Source organism: Paenibacillus sp. SER-28 (assembly GCF_052906305.1).
On sequence record NZ_JBRECM010000013.1, the window covers coordinates 87,485 to 103,645 of the forward strand.

A 16,161-nucleotide genomic window follows, 5' to 3' on the forward strand; every position below is an offset into this window, starting at 1 on the left:
TTCCTGCTTAAAAAACGAATTCAAGACGCTAAAATAAACATAAGCATTCTAGATTGAACAGTCTATAATACTCAAAAAAATTTGACCAATCAGTCTGGAATGTTCAAAAAATAAACGCTATTAAGCGTTCATAAAGATCAATTTAAAATCGACAGCGTTGTACGCACAATATCTCTAAGCACCTCAGTGCTCGCGCCTGTCTTGGCGGTAAATGTCAACGATAGTCGGGCATGATTTAGAAATCTGGCGATTGACAATAGCTCAGATTCCGTAGCATGAATCTCCCCCTCTTTTTGGGCGCGGACTAGGGCGTCGTAAAAAGCAAGTTCAAGCTTTTCAGTGTTTTCAGAAATAAAAGCTTTGATCTCATGATGATGCGGAGCCTGTTCAATAGCACTGTTCATAATAAAGCATTCCTTGGACAGCCTCTTATCCGTCAACACTCTAACAGATTCATTAAAAATCATCGCTATTGCATCCTTAATGCTCCCAGGTTGACTGAGCAGATGAACTACAGCTTCGGTCTTGTCACGTATATAAAGCTGAATAGCCGAAAAAAACAAATCATATTTCGTTCCGTAGGTATCATAAAGACTCTGCCGCGCTATACCCAGCTGATCCAGTAAAATTGTCAGAGAAGTTCCCTCATAGCCATGCTCTCCAAATACAGCCATAGCTTTTCGTAGAACACTTTCAGTATCAAATTCTTTTGCTCTTCCCAAACCTTATGTTCACCTCCTTGCCTATGATTATAATTTTTACAGACTGATCAGTCAAGAAAATAAAATTGATTTTTTATAAGTTTATTTACAAAAAAACCATCGTACCGAAATACGATGGTTTAGGAATGTTTATTTTATACAAACGCTCAGATGTAAATGATGCAATCCGACTATTCGTCAGAGTCTACATTGTGGTAAACCTGCTGAACATCCTCCAAATCTTCTAATGCATCAATCAATTTATCGAATTGAACTTGTGCATCTTCTGGAAGTGAAATATCATTTTGGGCAAGCATGGTGAGCTCCGCAACGGTAAACTCAGTTACTCCTGCTTGTTTGAAAGCTTCCTGCACAGCATGGAATTGATCAGGCTCTGCATATACGATGACGGCTTCATCTTCTTCAATGATGTCACGCACCTCTACATCTGCCTCCATTAGCAGCTCCAGCACTTCATCTGCGGTTTTACCCACCAGACCAATAACTGCTGTTGAATCAAACATATAGGCTACAGATCCGCTCACGCCCAGGCTACCGCCATTTTTAGTAAAAGCAGAACGCACATCCGATGCTGTACGATTAACGTTATTGGTCAGTGCATCTACAATGACCATGGAACCGTTCGGTCCGAAGCCTTCATAACGAAGTTCTACGTAGTTTTCATCGCCAGCACCTTTTGCTTTTTCAATAGCACGGTCAATGATTGCTTTGGGTACATTGTACGTTTTTGCACGTTCTAAAACGACTCTTAATACCCGATTGGATTCAGGATCAGGTTCGCCCTGTTTGGCTGCCACATAAATTTCCACGCCAAATTTAGCATATATACGACTCGTATTAGCATCCTTGGATGCCTTCTTTTCTTTAATGTTATTCCACTTACGTCCCATAATATCCCGCTCTCTTCCTGTATGAATATACACAACGAACTTCATTATATCCTTGTATATTATATCTCCTAAAGGACATACGAACAAGTTCAAACAACTCCGTTATGGAAAAATAAACAATTCTACCTAATTAGGAATGCTTGGAAATATGAACTTCCAATTCTCCTCATCTATGGACAATCCCCCTATCCATGTCTAAGATGAGGAGGAAGTCTGACTTGAAGGAGATCATTTAATTGGATGTCTTGTACAAAAAGTTGAGCCATAATCATGAAATCACAGTATACGAAACCACCGAGCTGTACGGTGAAAAGGGATTATTTCGGGTGATGCAGTTTTCAAATACAGCCATCCAAGGCGCGGTGGACTTGAATCATCCGCAACGCATTTTGTTCGAATATCCTAGAGCAATCATCCATCTCATGGAACTGAACGATCCGTCATTTGAAGATGTATTTGTTATTGGGCACGGTATAGGTACAATAGCGGGTCATTTTACAGATAAACGCTTTAAGATTGCCGAGCTGGATGCACAAGTCGTAGAGTTCAGCCGAACATTCTTTGGATACGATCAGGATAATGTAACTATTGGCGATGGACGACGCATTCTGGAGAAGGAAGCGCCTGATGCTTATGACTATATTATTCTGGACGCCTTCACAGAGCAGGGTACACCCTTGCATTTAGTATCCTGGGAATTTTTCAAGATGGCCAAAGAAAAGCTGGATTCCGAAGGCTCCCTGATTATGAATTTAATGGGCAAAAGTGAACACGACCACCTGATCAATGCCATTCACACAACGTTGCGTGAAGAATTCGCCTATGTCACAACTTTCTCGCTCCCCTCGGATGGTGCTGCCGACATTCAAAATATCATTATGGTAGGTCGGGACAAGCCAATCCGGTTTCAGGCACGTCAGATGGCGGACTTTCATGAGACTACACTTGGAGAAGGCCATATTCTACGGGATACAGATGCTTAGCGTAGTTCCAATATCCGTCTCTCTACATCTTCGATATGAATCGTCTCTTTGTTGCAGCTTTTTCGTTCCACTAACTCTACTTTCCCGTGTTCGGCATCTTTACCAACGACGATGCGCACGGGAATACCTACTAAATCAGAGTCTTTGAATTTAACCCCGGGCCGTTCCTCACGATCGTCCAGCAGCACCTCCACACCGTGATCCTGCAGTTGGTTGTATAATTTCTCGGCTATTTGCATCTGAAGCCTGTCTTTCACAGAAATCGGAATAATATGAACTTGAAACGGGGCCAGCGCGTAAGGCCATATCATTCCGTTCTGATCGTGATTTTGCTCTACAATAGCAGAAAGGATCCGGGATACGCCAATGCCATAGCAGCCCATAATCATCGCTTGCTCCGTTCCAGAAGCATCCAGAAAAGTCGCACCCAGCTTCTCACTATATTTGGTGCCCAGTTTAAACACGTGTCCGATCTCAATCCCACGATAAAGTTTCAATTCCCCTTCGTCACATCGAGGACATCTATCCCCTTCTATTACATTCCGCAAGTCAGCCACATGCCGAAGATCTATATCGTGCCTTGGATTCACATGTCGATAATGATAATCCAGCTCATTCGCGCCTGCGATACCGCTGGACATTTGGACAACGGCGTAATCTACCCACACAGGGATCGTCAATCCGCATGGGCCTATGAACCCCGCGGGGGTTCCAGTCGCCTTTGACACGGTGTCTGCACTTGCTATTTCGAATTTTTCACTACCTAAAATATGTTTAACTTTCACTTCGTTAACCTCATGATCACCCCTGACAACTACAGCAACAGGTTGATCGTCAGCCATATAAATCAGTGTTTTGATGATTTCTTCAGGTTCTATGTGAAGCGATTCAACCAGTTGATCTATTGTACGTAGGCCTGGAGTATGGAATTTTTCCATTTTAGCTGTATCAAAAGAAGGATGGCTGACATGTTCATTTTCATCTGAGACTGGAGCTATTTCTATTTTCTCCGTCGACCGCGCCACGGCTTTTTCAAGATTAGCTGCATATTCACAGCAGGTGCATGCTACAATGGTGTCCTCTCCAATATCAGCTAGAGCCATAAATTCATGGGTTTCACCTTCGCCACCAATGGCACCCGCATCTGCTTCTACTGCACGAAAATACAAACCGCAGCGGGTGAAAATGCGCTGATATGCCTGGAACATAGTCCAATAGGTATGATCTAGTCCTTCCCAATGTGCATCAAACGAATAGGCATCCTTCATCAAGAATTCTCTGCTGCGAAGCAGGCCAAATCGAGGACGTCGTTCATCCCGAAATTTGGTTTGAATTTGATACAGGGTTACAGGCAATTTGCGATAAGAATTCACTTCATTTCGTATTAAAGACGTAATGACCTCTTCATGTGTAGGCCCCAATGCAAACTCTCGATCATGTCGATCTTGCAGACGCATCAGCTCAGGACCGTAAACATCGTATCTCCCTGATTCTTGCCATAGCTCCATTGGCTGCAATACAGGCATCAGCAACTCCCCAGCTCCGGCGCGATCCATTTCATCTCGTATGATTTGCTCTACTTTTCTGAGCACCCGTCTGCCCAATGGCATATAGGTGTACATTCCAGCCGCCAGTTGGCGGATAAATCCTCCCCGCAGCATAAGCTGATGACTGATCACTTCGGCCTCTGCGGGTGCTTCACGCAAGGTTGTCAGTAATAATTGGCTTTGGCGCATGTGTAGCTACCTCCTTGTATGGACGATAAAATGTACGCAAAAAGACACATCCGTCAGGGACGAATGTGTCGTGGTACCACCCTTAATTTGACCGTAGCCATACACGGAACGGTCCTTCATCAGATAACGGCGTCTAGCCGGTAACGGTTTAACTTACAAACCGCTACAGCTCGCAAGGCAGGGAAACGTTCATTCGCGGCGAGAAACCTTTCAGCCCATGAGTTTCTTCTCTGTACAGCGGGTATTGAACCTTTGATCCTTGGTCTACACTATTCCTATATATTACAATTTTCACCACTTTACACGAAATGTAACTTCTAGTCAAGGAGATAATCGTCTATCTGAGATCAGCCAGGGACATGAACGATATTTAATTTTCAAGATAATTAAATTCCGTTGGTTACCCTATTGCATAATGAGTGGCCAGACTTTAGAACGGATACACCTGCGAAAACCCAGAACAAAGCGGACTCTACCAAAGAACCTCCCTTTAAAAGCAAATAAAGGAGGCACTGTGGCAGAAAAACAATTACGTATTTCACGCTGTCCATCAGACAACATGCTCCTTTTACCAATTATTACTTATGTATCTTTCTTTTTAAAATACACGCCCTTGAAAAACACAAAATTTTGCGAATGTGTGCCATACAGCTCCTGAAACCTAGAATGGAGTTTATTCATAGAAAGGGTCTCTGAAACCGTCCGATCCGTTTGCAGGGTCAAGTCGACACAGCTAATTCCAAATTGGCACACTTGCTCCATAGGATAACCTTGGGTGATTCCATAAATCATCCCGGCAATAAAAGCATCATCTGCGCCTGTGACATCAATGACCTCTTGAACGGGATGCATAGGAATTTGTCCATGAGTTCCATCCTGAGAGGCGTACAAAACTCGATCAGCACCACAGATAAAAATGACATTTTGAACCCCAAGTTTGTGAAAAATCCGGGTGGCATCCAACATATGCTGATCATCTGTAAGTTCTAGCCCCAAATAAGCTTCAGCCTCCACCGGTTTACATACCAGCCATTCCACCCCATGCAAATTCCGGGGAAGCTTTCTCATCTTGGAGGCCGATACCGAAGAAACGACAATCGGAACCCGATGTTTATGGCAGACATGTATGGTGGCTGCAATTACGTTCATAGAGAAATTAGTGTCCAGCAGAACGAGTCGGGACGAGGCGATTAAAGGAGTATTTTCATAAATTACTGAAGGACGAATCTGATCATAAATCTCCATTTCTGCTGTCGCTACAATCAGTTCACCACGCTCATTCAGCAAGGCAGTATAAACCCCAGTTGACGGCTCACCTTTGACTTGCAGAGGAACCACGTGCATGTAACGGCTGGACTGTTCAATAATAAATTCACCTTCCGCATCGTCCCCAACCGCAGTTAGCAGGCTGACCCGTTGGCTCAACCTCCCTAAATTTTCGGCTACATTTCGTGCTACCCCACCGCAAGATTGCAGCCTTGTACTGCTCGGATTGGAGGTATGAAGCTGAAATGTACCTTTAATCATGATTTTGCGATCCAGATTGGCCCCCCCGATACATAGTATTGGTTTGCTAGAGGGCCAAGGCTCGTCCTGTTCATTTTTGTGGATTTTTTTTAATTTCATGATTTGACTCCTTTCTCGAGTCTATTCGCTAGAATGATTTAAATTTGTACAGAAATAGGCACCCTATAAAATTAACACGTTCCAAATGTCAAATTCCCAAGAATAATGTCGAGTTCGTTAAAATATCCTAAAGTTACCCATGCAAAAAAATCACCCTATCGTAAAGTTTACCTTCCACTTTTACGATAGGGTGATTGGGTTGGAATTGCAGCATAGTTCTTCCTTACATTATGTTATTCAGGATTTTTGCAAATCCTCTATTTCAAAATAAATAGAGCTACTCCGTGAGGAGGTAAATCTGCGGACAGTTCTTGTGTTAAAACACCTAAATCCACATGGTTCCACAAATCTCTGGCATTTGCCTGTCCTTCAATACCAAGGTCTTTTAAGGATACACGCACCTTTGAAGCTTCATCTCCAGCATTAAACAAAGCTGCGTATACATGACCTTCCCCGTTATGTGAAGTCCAAACGATATGTTCATCCTTTCTGTACACCTGCCGCGCATTCAAACCGTTGCGATGAGCATTTAATACTTCTTCATTCGTTAGCAAGGAAAGAGTCCATGCTTCATTATCCCGCAGTTCTCCCCCGAACATCAATGGAGACCGGAAAATGCTCCACAAGGTCATCATCGTTAGCTGCTCATCCTTCGTAAAGCGTGTCCATCGGTCATGGCTGCCGGAATCCACCGAATCTACCGAACGAATACCCAGATGACCTAGTGGCAGCATGTCGCAATCCGGCCAGTGACCCGGACCTACATGTTCCGCCCACTTCTCGCAGCGCTCAAACATACCATACAGTAAAGGCCATACATCCCAGAAGTCATCAGTCATACGCCACATATTCGCGTTTGCGATTAAATCAGATGCATGCTCCAGCGGTGCAGGACCAGGTGATAGACTCAGCACCATCGGACGTCCGCATTGGGCGATAGCTCGCCTAATCAATTCAATTTCCGCCAAATGAATACCATAGAGACGTGATGCAGCTATGTCATCTACTTTGACAAGATCCACACCCCATTCCGCATACAGGTCAAACAACGAATTATAGTACTCCTGTGCGCCTTCCTTGGATGCATCTACCCCATACATATCTGTGTTCCAGGGACAAATAGAGTTGGGATGCGCAATTTGTCTCGCCGTGGCTGTGGTTCCCAAAATCGGGGTATCCTGGTGCACCGCCTGACGGGAGATGCCTCTCATCATATGTATGCCAAATTTCAATCCTAGACCGTGTACATATTCCGCAAGAGCTTGGAAGCCTCGTCCATCTGCTGCCGAAGGAAAACGATTCACCGCTGGAATAAGACGTGAAAATGAATCCATTTCCAATGGGACAAACGGGCGATACTGTGAAGATACTGCTCCTGATTCATACCACTGAATATCCACCACGACATATTCCCAACCATATTCCTTTAGGTGCTCCGCCATATATTGAGCATTTCCCCGTACTTCCTCTTCCCGTACTGCTGCACCGTAGCAATCCCAGCTATTCCACCCCATAGGTGGTGTATGCGCTGTCAAATGATGTTTCATTTCATTCATCCTTTCACCTAGTAAAACTCATCCTGCTACCAGAAATCCCCTCATTACTACGTTACTATTATAATGTAAACCCTTACTTTTGTCGCTCGTCATCTTTTCCATTTCCACTTTTTATACATTTAAGTTGACTAACTTAAAGAATGTGGTACATTTAAAATTGCTTGTTAAAAAACTTTGACTTGAATCAGAGGGTGATTTTACGTGTGTGAACATGCTTATCGAATTTTGTTGTTTTACAAATATGTCAACATAGAAGACCCTGCCACCTTTACGGCAGAGCATCTGGCTTACTGCAAGGAGCTGGGCGTCAAGGGAAGAATCTTGATTGCTGCAGAAGGAATCAACGGAACACTGTCTGGTACAGTAGAGCAAACGGAGCAATATATGCGTGATTTGCGCGCCAATCCGAAATTCCACGATATTGTTATTAAAATAGATGAGTCTGACGGTCATGCGTTCAAGAAAATATTTGTACGCCATCGTCAGGAGCTAGTTACGCTGCGTCATGAGGATGAACTGGACCCTAATGTAATTAGCGGTAAGCGGCTGTCACCAAAGGAGTTTTATGAACAGCTTCAAGATGAAGATGTAGTTGTTCTGGACGGACGTAATGATTATGAATATGACATCGGTCATTTCCGCGGGGCTATTCGCCCTGAAGTCGAATCGTTCCGTGAATTTCCACAATGGATTCGCGACAATATGACTCAGTTCAAAGACAAAAAAATCCTGACGTACTGCACCGGAGGTATCCGTTGCGAAAAGTTGTCCGGTCTTCTGATCAAAGAAGGGTTTAACGATGTAGGCCAGTTGGATGGCGGCATTGTGACTTACAGCAAGGACCCGGAAGTACAAGGACGTTTGTTTGACGGTAAATGCTACGTATTTGACGAACGAATCTCCATTCCGATCAATCATACGGATGAAGACGTCATTGTCGGCAAGTGCTTCCATTGTGAAACGCCAAGCGATCATTATATCAACTGCCCGGTGTGCAATCTCCAGCATATCGTATGTCCGGATTGCGAAGAACAGCATCAGCACTATTGCTCTGATGATTGCCGAACCAAAGCGGAAACCGTCGCTACTGCATAAATCGGCAGTATCATTGGTTCATTATAATAAAAGGGATGCCCACAGCCATGATAAACGGCTAATAGGGCATCCCTTTTATTGTTTTCACAATAAGTGTCGAAGGCTTCATAGTATATACCTATGACCTTGATTGTGTTTTCATCTTGGACGGGCTCGAAAGTAGCGCCTTATAATGGAAAATGTCATTACAGAAAGGATGGGTGGAATTCATGATACAAATCGTACTTTCAACTCTATTATCCGTTATCGTTCCGCTGTCCATTCCAGTGATCGCCGGATTTTTACTCGGAAAATTCATGAAGCTGGAAACGAAACCGCTCTCGACTTTGTATTTATATTTTTTAAGCCCCGCCATGATTCTGGACACGCTACTCAAAGCACAGCTTTCTTGGCATGATGTAGCGCAGACTGCCGCTTTTTCAATACTGAACCTGCTGCTGTTGTGGGGAATTGCACAATTAGCGGGGAAAATCTTTAGACTGAGCACTCCGGAAACGGCTGGACTTACCTTAATCTCCACGCTGACCAATAGTGCAAATTATGGCCTGCCCCTTATTTTACTTGCCTTTGGGCAGCTCGGTTTGGATAAAGCCTCCGTGTATGTCGTCATCCAGATGATTATGGTCAATACCATTGGCGTTTACTTTGCAGCCCGCTCTGAATTTTCTGTTCAAAGTGCTGTTAAGTCGGTGTTTTCACTTCCTGCGATCTATGCAGCTCTACTCGCCATGGGACTGCGGCTGCTGGACTGGCATCTTCCCTCTGGCATTCAGTCGGGCGTCTCGATGATTGCTGCCGCTTATTCTCCAGTCGTGCTGGCGATCCTTGGTACCCAGATGGCTTATGTAAAAATATTCAAACTGGAGTCGTCTATTAAAAAAGCCAGCTACGCCGGACTAACAATTCGCCTTTTGCTCTCTCCGCTTGCGGCTTGTCTTGCTATGCTGATACTGGGAATTTCAGGCCTTTTGTTCTCCGTTCTCTTCATTCTGGCCTCGATGCCGGTTGCTGTGAATGCTGTCATTTTAGCAGAAAAATTTAATGCATCGCCAAAACTGGTTTCCACCTGCATCCTTTGGAGCACGCTTGCCTCATTCCTGATATTGCCTATTCTGATTATGTTGGTAGCAGGTTAGCGAGAAAAAAAGACTCTCTACACCATAGAGAGCCATGCACGATCCTGTCTCCATTCTACTTGTACAGGCGTTTCAAAAAAAGCACTAAGTGTGTCACTACTCAGAATATCAGTCGTTTTACCTTTGGCAAATACCGTGCCCCGGCGGATTAAAATCGTATGCGTGTACATCGGTAGAATTTCTTCGATATGATGTGTAACATACAGTAAATTCGGCGAAGCCTGCGACTCCGATAACTGGCGAATGCTATCTAGCAATGCTTCCCGGGAGAAAAAGTCCAAACCATTACACGCCTCGTCCAAAATCAGTAGCTTGGGCGAGGCCATTAATGCGCGGGCGATAAGTACTTTTTGCTTTTCTCCCTGTGAGCATCCCTGATACAACCGATCCACGAGATGAGCACACCCTAGTTGCGTCATAAGCTGAACGGCCTGTTCATACTCTGTATCCGTCGTCTGGTCATAAAGTCCAATGGAGGCAAATTTGCCGCTAATGACAACATCCTGCGTACGCTGACTCCCATTAATTCTTTCCTGTAAAGAGGAACTGACCCAACCAATAGATTTGCGCAACTCCCTCAGATCCACATCTCCAAAGGTATGCCCCAATACACCGACACTACCTGTGGTTGGCCATATGTAACCGTTAATCATATTGAGCATCGTTGTTTTACCTGATCCATTCAAGCCGAGTACAGCCCAGTGCTCCCCCTCAGCTACCTGCCAATTGATTTGGTCCAGTATGGTACGGTTATCTCTCTTCCAGCTTACATTATTAAGTTCAATGACAGAATTCATGGCTGTACACCCTTTCTATTCGTCGTATCATCAGATGTTTATACGCATAGTAAAGATCATCGTTAGTACGGCTAGCTCCTCTTTTATGTAAGCATAGCACAGGGTCACAGGTTGTTCAATTTTAAATAACCCACTCCATTGTTCCTATAGGAGTGGGCTCAACATGTACTGCTCATGTAAATTCTCTTGCTCCATCTACTTTTTCTTACGCTCGCGAAAACGGCGTACCTTCATCAAATTACCACACATCTTATCGTCGCAAAATCGCTTTGACCGATTTCGGGTATCATCGTAAAATACCCATCGGCAATCGGTATTATCGCAAATACGAATTCTGGAGCCGCCGCTATTGACAAGTGCCTGGGCAAAATCGGCTACAACCTCTGCCAGCACTTTTTTCCAACCATTTGTCACGGGTTCCAGCACAATGCTGAAATGCTCATCCTGTTGCTTTAATAAGCGAGTGACCGGCCCCCCTTCCATCATCTTTCGGTTAATCATATCCACCAGATCAGTTGTCATTTGTCCGCCAGAAGTCAGGTGCTCAGCGAAGCTACGTAATTCCCGCCGGAGAATTTGCATTTCTTCGATATCTTCTGCACTGGCTGGGACCGAAGCGGTAAATTGCCACCGCATAAGAAATTCATTTTGCCATTCGGGCTTCAACAAACGATCTTCTGAACGTCCGCTCCCTCTCCAATCGTGCCATTCGCTGTTTACAAGATCAGTCCAAAGTGTATTCAAAAGAGTTCCTCCACCGTCTGTAACCACTAAAATCATTTTAACTGGTTGCAAATCTTAATTTGTCATGCTACATTGTTAATTGTAACGATTTATCCTATGTTTAGCTAGTTACATCCCTACAAAAGGAGTTGGGTTAGTTGAGCCGAGATCGAGTAAATATGCTGGTATTGCAAAGAGAAAATTCATGGGATAAGGAAGAATGGATTGTTCCTCTTGCCGCAGCACTTCACGGTGTGAATACACAGGAGGCCACTTGGACACCACCAGGTGGAGGAAACACGATTTGGCAAACGGTTCGTCACATTAATTATTACAATGAGCGTATTTTGAGACGTTTAACTAACCGCCCTATAAGTTCAACTGGAATAAGCAACGATGAGACATTCGGTCCGCCAGGGGATGCTGAAGACCATGAAGGATGGCAGGAGACGCTGAAAGAAGCGGAAGCTCTTGTAAACCAACTGCTTGTCGCCATTACTGCTCTGAATGATGCTGATCTGGATAAGCCTCACGGCTCCGACACTCTCGGTGCTGAATTATCGCGGTGGACGCTGCACGATGCATATCATAGCGGACAAATCGTACTTATACGCAAACAATTGGGGACTTGGCGAGTTTAAAATGTAATCCTAAATAAAAAGGATGAATTATGAAAAATTCATCCTTTTTTCTGTATTAGCTGCTGGCAATGAAGCAATCTACTGGTCAAGATATTTTTTGTTTTTTAGAATCTTTAATTACATTCTTATCTTTATTTTTACCTTTATTCTTGTCTTTATTTTTATCTTTATTTGTATCTTTGCTTGGGACGGTGACCTTCCTTTTTTCATTAGCCAGTCGCCAATAGCTTAACACTTTACGGTACATGGACTTATCTGTTAATTGGTTAAAAATATATGGGTCCGGCTTCGTATTCACCTCAATAATCCACGGGATAAAGCGATGATCCAGTCCAATGTCCACACCAATTTGCCGGAATTTCGGATATGTTTTTTGCAGTTGTTTGGCGATAGTAAGACCCAGTTCATTTAGTTTCTTAACCAGCTCCGCCTGCTTGCTTTGCGATAAATGGGATTTTAGTAACTGCTCCAAGGCCATCGGCTTACCACCACTATGATAGTTGGTCACGATTTTACGGGGATGACCAAGACGTCCAATAATTCCGGTAGACTCCCATAGCCCTTTTTCATTACGCTGCACCATGACCCGAATATCAAAATAACGCATTTGATGGCGTAGTAAATGGATTCCCTTTTGAATGAGATAACTTTTCTTCCCCGTATGTTTCGATAGGCTGATATATAGTGCATCCAAATGTTTGAATTCTTGGCGCGTTTCCTCATATTGATAGGCGAAACGCTGGCCGGCCTCCTGCTCTACTCTCATTACACCTTTACCAAAGGTACCTCGCTCGGGTTTTACATAGACCATACCGTACTTCTCCAGCATTGATTTCAAATTTGCTTTATTATATTTGCGAGTTTCAGGTACATACGGCTTGATGCTGCCATGCTGGAGCAACAATTGGGTTTTATGCCATTTGCTGCGCAATGCCTGCGCTTGTGAAGAATTCACTTGCCCCTCTCCTCTCTACTCTCAGGTAGAACGCTCCTGTTAAAAAAGATCAATCTATCGTATGCGCTAACTCCCCATTCGAAGCTTCATCAGCCCTGTCCTGCATAGAAATGGACGTTTGACCTTGCCCGGTCGAAAGCGCCTGTCCAAGCATACGATATGGAGAGACGCTGGGAGCGTATATTTGCACATATAGGGAGTGAATAACATGTCAGCGCAATCGGATGGGCCACGGAAGGGTTCCCTTACAATCGATGTTCTGATTCCAGCAATTGATAAAGATCTTGCCACACTACCGCTGGTGATTGACAGTCTGCGCCGTCACGTGCAGCACCGAATTGGAACTATTTATATCGTCTCACCGCAAAGCACCGGGATTCGCCGTCTGTGCGCAAACAAGAAATGTACATTTATTGACGAAAAAACGGTGCTGCCCATCACCAAAAAACATATTCATTACGGGACAACGCGCTGGGACCGCTCAGGCTGGCTGTATCAACAATTACTCAAAATGAATGGCGACAAAATCAGTAAAGCCTCTTTTTTTCTCGTCATTGACGCAGACACGATTTTGATTCGTCCACATACGTTCCGTAAAGACGGAAAAACGATTTTTTACTACCGTAGCTGGAGCCAGCCTGAGTATTTTCGCACCTACCACAAGCTGATGGGCGTTAAAGCACCCTCACCAAAATCCTTTGTCACTCACTATATGCTTTTTGAAAAAGCGCGGCTCACCCAGCTCAAGCAAGTTATCGAGGCCCGACATGGAAAACCTTGGTACAACGCGATTATCCAAAGTATAAACCGGACAAAACAGTTTGGGTTTTCCGAATATGAAACGTATGCCAACTATTTATACAGCAATAAGCCTTCTCAGATGATTTTGCGCAAGTCATTGAATAAAGCGCTTCATAGTCGGGCTTCTTCCCTGTCGCAAAAACAATTGGATGTCTTGGCCAAGAGCTATCGTTCCCTATCTTTTCATCAACGCAAGGTGTACCAGCTTGCTCCAAAAACAAAGATTGAATCATCGCTAAAATAGTTCTTAAAATCCTGCAAAATGATGCAATCCAAATGGATCTGCATTGAAGGAGGAAACGTCCGTGCGCATCGTATTGTTATGCGGTGGTGCTGGAAAACGGCTATGGCCACTATCCAACGAAATCCGGTCGAAGCTGTTTCTCCAGTTGTTGCCCGCCCCTGACGGGCGAAAGGAATCTATGCTCGGCCGGGTGTACCGTCAGCTTACATTAGCCGGGCTGGATTCCTCTGCCCTGCTTCTGGCTCATCGAAGCCAGGTAAATCTAGCCTTTCGCCATACAGAAGGTCGTCTGCCCGTTTTGGGCGAGCCTGCCAAACGGGGAACCTTCACCGCTGCTGCACTGGCGGCTGCTTATTTCCACACCAGAGGCATGGGGCTGGATGAAGTTCTCTGCATTGCTCCAGCGGACATGTTTGCAGGGGAGGATTTCTTCCATAGCATAGCAGCGCTCTCCGGCTTATTGCTTGAGAGCGGAGCCGATTTGGCTATGCTTGGGACAAGGCCCACTCATCCCTCCGACCAATACGGCTATGTCGTTCCGGGTCTGCAAATGATACGGGAAGGGAAACCTTCTTATGCGCAAGTTGCTCGCTTCACAGAAAAGCCGGATCATTCCGGGGCACAGCAGCTTATTCATCAGGGTGCGCTGTGGAACTGTGGTATTTACGCTTTTACATTACGGTATATGCTCTCCTGTATGGAGCGAAGTTATTTGCCGCTGAACGATAAAGCATTATGCGCAATGTATGATGGCCTCCCGGTTCGCAGTTTCGACGAGGAGATTGCAGAGCGTGCCGAACATGCCATCGTCCTGCCCTACGATGGCGAATGGCACGACATCGGCAACTGGCAGGCTCTAACAGAGCAGCTAAATAGCCAAGTGATCGGGCGTGGACAGATCAGTGGCCAAACTCATGGCACGTACATCGTCAATGAGTTGCCCTATCCACTTCATGTCATTGGTGTAGAAGATATTATTGCAGCTGCGAGCCCCGACGGCATTCTCATCGCTTCCAAGAGCCATGCTCACGCGATCAAGGACCAGCTAGGCAAACTTCAACTACATCCCAAGCATGGCGAAACCTCTTGGGGCAGTTACCGGGTGTTGGACGAATTTGATCATCGGAGTCTGAACGATATACTGGCCATACGGCTGACGGTACTGCCAGATCACCGCTTGAATGGCCGTATTCATGGCAGTGGACTTAAAGTGTGGACGATCGTGTCCGGCCGAGGAGAGGTCATGCTGAACGGAGAACGTTTTGCTGCGGCAAGCGGTTCTGTATTTAGCATTCCGGTCGATACGTATCACACGATCCGGGCCGATCTGGATACACCACTGGAGCTGATTGAGGTACGTCTGGGGAACAGCTTAGTGAACGCCTTCTATAATCCGAGACCTGACAACACATAGATATAATATCAGCACGCCACGGATTCTGAACGAAGGTCGCACATAAAAAATCGCTCCTGAGCAAGGTGCAAAAATCCTTGCTCCAGAAGCGATTTTATTTTGTGGTGCCATATTTTTTTGAGGTAACCGTTCTAACCTTGGCAGATAAATATACCTCGTTGCCTTTGACTATTCCGGCTTCTTTTAAAAAATGCTGGACGATCTCCAACTGATAGTGTATGCGTACTTTCTTGGGCAGGCTCCAACCCGTCTCCACGGTAACCGCGCGTGCACCTAAAATACGGGCTGCAGCAGTGCGGGAGGAACCTGGAAGCTCATGCAACCGAATGTTGAAATGTCGGTCGCTCACCTGGATGGAGCGATTCATTCGCTTAATAATCCGACGAACCGTAGGAACCACGGGATTGGCCTTATTGGAGATTAGCGTTTGACCAAGCACCTTGGCATCCTTTTGTGACAATCCGTTGGCCTCATGCAAGTCGAGATACCATTCAGGTTGATGCTTTTGTGTTAATTTAAATAGAGCAGCGGAAAGTGGTTGTGTTGCCAGCTGCTTTTTTTTGCGCGGAAAGGTTCGATTAAGATCAGGTATTCCTCTAATCCGTTTGCGGTAAGCCTCTTGATTTACAATCGGTACAATTATAAGCTTACCATGGCTAAATCGCAGTTTTTGCTGATTCAAAAGCTTTACCAATTTCTCAGCAGCTCGTATGCTTGCTATTTCTTTACCATGTATTCCCGCCACCACCATCACACACGGACCTTTCTGTCCCCCTGTAGCTATATAATAAGGAGTTGCCCAAGAGCCCTTTCCGAGCATATATCGTTTGACCTGCATCTCC

Annotated in this window: 15 protein-coding genes; 6 read left to right on the forward strand and 9 right to left on the reverse strand. The window is 45.0% G+C overall.

From position 1 onward, the window contains the following. Positions 1-137 precede the first annotated feature (137 nt). Positions 138-722 carry a TetR/AcrR family transcriptional regulator gene (locus tag ACUYLD_RS22810; protein ID WP_250268233.1) on the reverse strand — a complete coding sequence of 195 codons (585 nt, stop codon included), beginning with the start codon at positions 720-722 and terminating at the stop codon, positions 138-140. 170 nt (positions 723-892) lie between these two features. Beyond that, positions 893-1,612, reverse strand: a complete 720-nt coding sequence (locus ACUYLD_RS22815; RefSeq protein ID WP_250245220.1) for a YebC/PmpR family DNA-binding transcriptional regulator — start codon at positions 1,610-1,612, stop codon at positions 893-895. Between the two features lie 236 nt (positions 1,613-1,848). Between ACUYLD_RS22815 and ACUYLD_RS22820 the strand changes: the two genes are divergently transcribed. Beyond that, positions 1,849-2,595 (forward strand): spermidine synthase, encoded by a 747-nt coding sequence (locus ACUYLD_RS22820; protein ID WP_446676056.1) that lies wholly within the window; start codon positions 1,849-1,851, stop codon positions 2,593-2,595. On the opposite strand, the gene ACUYLD_RS22825 is transcribed toward ACUYLD_RS22820, so the two are convergent. From ACUYLD_RS22825 to ACUYLD_RS22835, 3 genes are all read right to left on the reverse strand, one after another. Continuing rightward, positions 2,592-4,331: a proline--tRNA ligase gene (locus ACUYLD_RS22825; RefSeq protein WP_446676057.1), complete on the reverse strand. Its 1,740-nt coding sequence runs from the start codon at positions 4,329-4,331 to the stop codon at positions 2,592-2,594. The two genes, ACUYLD_RS22820 and ACUYLD_RS22825, sit on opposite strands and share 4 nt — an antisense overlap. Positions 4,332-4,913: 582 nt before the next feature. Next, on the reverse strand, positions 4,914-5,957 hold the full coding sequence (locus tag ACUYLD_RS22830) for a carbohydrate kinase family protein (RefSeq protein WP_446676058.1): 1,044 nt from the start codon (positions 5,955-5,957) through the stop codon (positions 4,914-4,916). Positions 5,958-6,214: 257 nt separating this feature from the next. Next, on the reverse strand, positions 6,215-7,504 hold the full coding sequence (locus ACUYLD_RS22835) for a glycoside hydrolase family 27 protein (protein ID WP_446676059.1): 1,290 nt from the start codon (positions 7,502-7,504) through the stop codon (positions 6,215-6,217). 210 nt (positions 7,505-7,714) lie between these two features. Here ACUYLD_RS22835 and trhO point away from each other — a divergent pair, with 210 nt between their 5' ends. Together trhO and ACUYLD_RS22845 are read left to right on the forward strand one after the other, a co-directional pair. Next, entirely contained in the window at positions 7,715-8,608 is an 894-nt protein-coding gene (trhO, locus tag ACUYLD_RS22840; RefSeq protein WP_250261451.1) for an oxygen-dependent tRNA uridine(34) hydroxylase TrhO, read from the forward strand. Positions 8,609-8,817: 209 nt separating this feature from the next. Continuing rightward, positions 8,818-9,744 carry an AEC family transporter gene (locus ACUYLD_RS22845; protein WP_053325370.1) on the forward strand — a complete coding sequence of 309 codons (927 nt, stop codon included), beginning with the start codon at positions 8,818-8,820 and terminating at the stop codon, positions 9,742-9,744. Positions 9,745-9,761: 17 nt separating this feature from the next. On the opposite strand, the gene ACUYLD_RS22850 is transcribed toward ACUYLD_RS22845, so the two are convergent. After that, positions 9,762-10,541: an ABC transporter ATP-binding protein gene (locus ACUYLD_RS22850; protein ID WP_250261452.1), complete on the reverse strand. Its 780-nt coding sequence runs from the start codon at positions 10,539-10,541 to the stop codon at positions 9,762-9,764. A gap of 195 nt (positions 10,542-10,736) precedes the next feature. Continuing rightward, on the reverse strand, positions 10,737-11,285 hold the full coding sequence (locus tag ACUYLD_RS22855) for a CGNR zinc finger domain-containing protein (protein WP_446676060.1): 549 nt from the start codon (positions 11,283-11,285) through the stop codon (positions 10,737-10,739). A gap of 137 nt (positions 11,286-11,422) precedes the next feature. Here ACUYLD_RS22855 and ACUYLD_RS22860 point away from each other — a divergent pair, with 137 nt between their 5' ends. Next, a complete protein-coding gene (locus ACUYLD_RS22860) occupies positions 11,423-11,905 on the forward strand; it encodes a DinB family protein (protein ID WP_446676061.1) in 483 nt (160 codons plus the stop codon). Positions 11,906-11,990: 85 nt separating this feature from the next. On the opposite strand, the gene ACUYLD_RS22865 is transcribed toward ACUYLD_RS22860, so the two are convergent. Then, positions 11,991-12,860, reverse strand: coding sequence for a YheC/YheD family protein (locus ACUYLD_RS22865; RefSeq protein WP_250268223.1), 870 nt, complete (start codon positions 12,858-12,860; stop codon positions 11,991-11,993). A 208-nt stretch (positions 12,861-13,068) separates the two neighbouring features. On the opposite strand from ACUYLD_RS22865, the gene ACUYLD_RS22870 reads away from it, so the two are divergent. Together ACUYLD_RS22870 and ACUYLD_RS22875 are read left to right on the forward strand one after the other, a co-directional pair. Then, positions 13,069-13,905, forward strand: a complete 837-nt coding sequence (locus ACUYLD_RS22870; RefSeq protein ID WP_103047518.1) for a DUF6492 family protein — start codon at positions 13,069-13,071, stop codon at positions 13,903-13,905. 61 nt (positions 13,906-13,966) lie between these two features. Beyond that, positions 13,967-15,319 (forward strand): sugar phosphate nucleotidyltransferase, encoded by a 1,353-nt coding sequence (locus tag ACUYLD_RS22875; protein WP_250261456.1) that lies wholly within the window; start codon positions 13,967-13,969, stop codon positions 15,317-15,319. A gap of 94 nt (positions 15,320-15,413) precedes the next feature. Here the strand turns inward: ACUYLD_RS22875 and ACUYLD_RS22880 are convergent, their stop codons facing one another. Continuing rightward, entirely contained in the window at positions 15,414-16,157 is a 744-nt protein-coding gene (locus ACUYLD_RS22880; RefSeq protein ID WP_322162372.1) for a succinylglutamate desuccinylase/aspartoacylase family protein, read from the reverse strand. Positions 16,158-16,161: the final 4 nt, after the last annotated feature.

Coding starts and splice junctions, on each gene's coding strand:
- ACUYLD_RS22870 (WP_103047518.1), top strand. CDS start 13,069: ATGTCAGCGCAATCGGATGGGCCACGGAAGGGTTCCCTTACAATCGAT.
- ACUYLD_RS22825 (WP_446676057.1), bottom strand. CDS start 4,331: ATGCGCCAAAGCCAATTATTACTGACAACCTTGCGTGAAGCACCCGCA.
- ACUYLD_RS22835 (WP_446676059.1), bottom strand. CDS start 7,504: ATGAAACATCATTTGACAGCGCATACACCACCTATGGGGTGGAATAGC.
- ACUYLD_RS22830 (WP_446676058.1), bottom strand. CDS start 5,957: ATGAAATTAAAAAAAATCCACAAAAATGAACAGGACGAGCCTTGGCCC.
- ACUYLD_RS22845 (WP_053325370.1), top strand. CDS start 8,818: ATGATACAAATCGTACTTTCAACTCTATTATCCGTTATCGTTCCGCTG.
- ACUYLD_RS22850 (WP_250261452.1), bottom strand. CDS start 10,541: ATGAATTCTGTCATTGAACTTAATAATGTAAGCTGGAAGAGAGATAAC.
- ACUYLD_RS22815 (WP_250245220.1), bottom strand. CDS start 1,612: ATGGGACGTAAGTGGAATAACATTAAAGAAAAGAAGGCATCCAAGGAT.
- ACUYLD_RS22880 (WP_322162372.1), bottom strand. CDS start 16,157: ATGCAGGTCAAACGATATATGCTCGGAAAGGGCTCTTGGGCAACTCCT.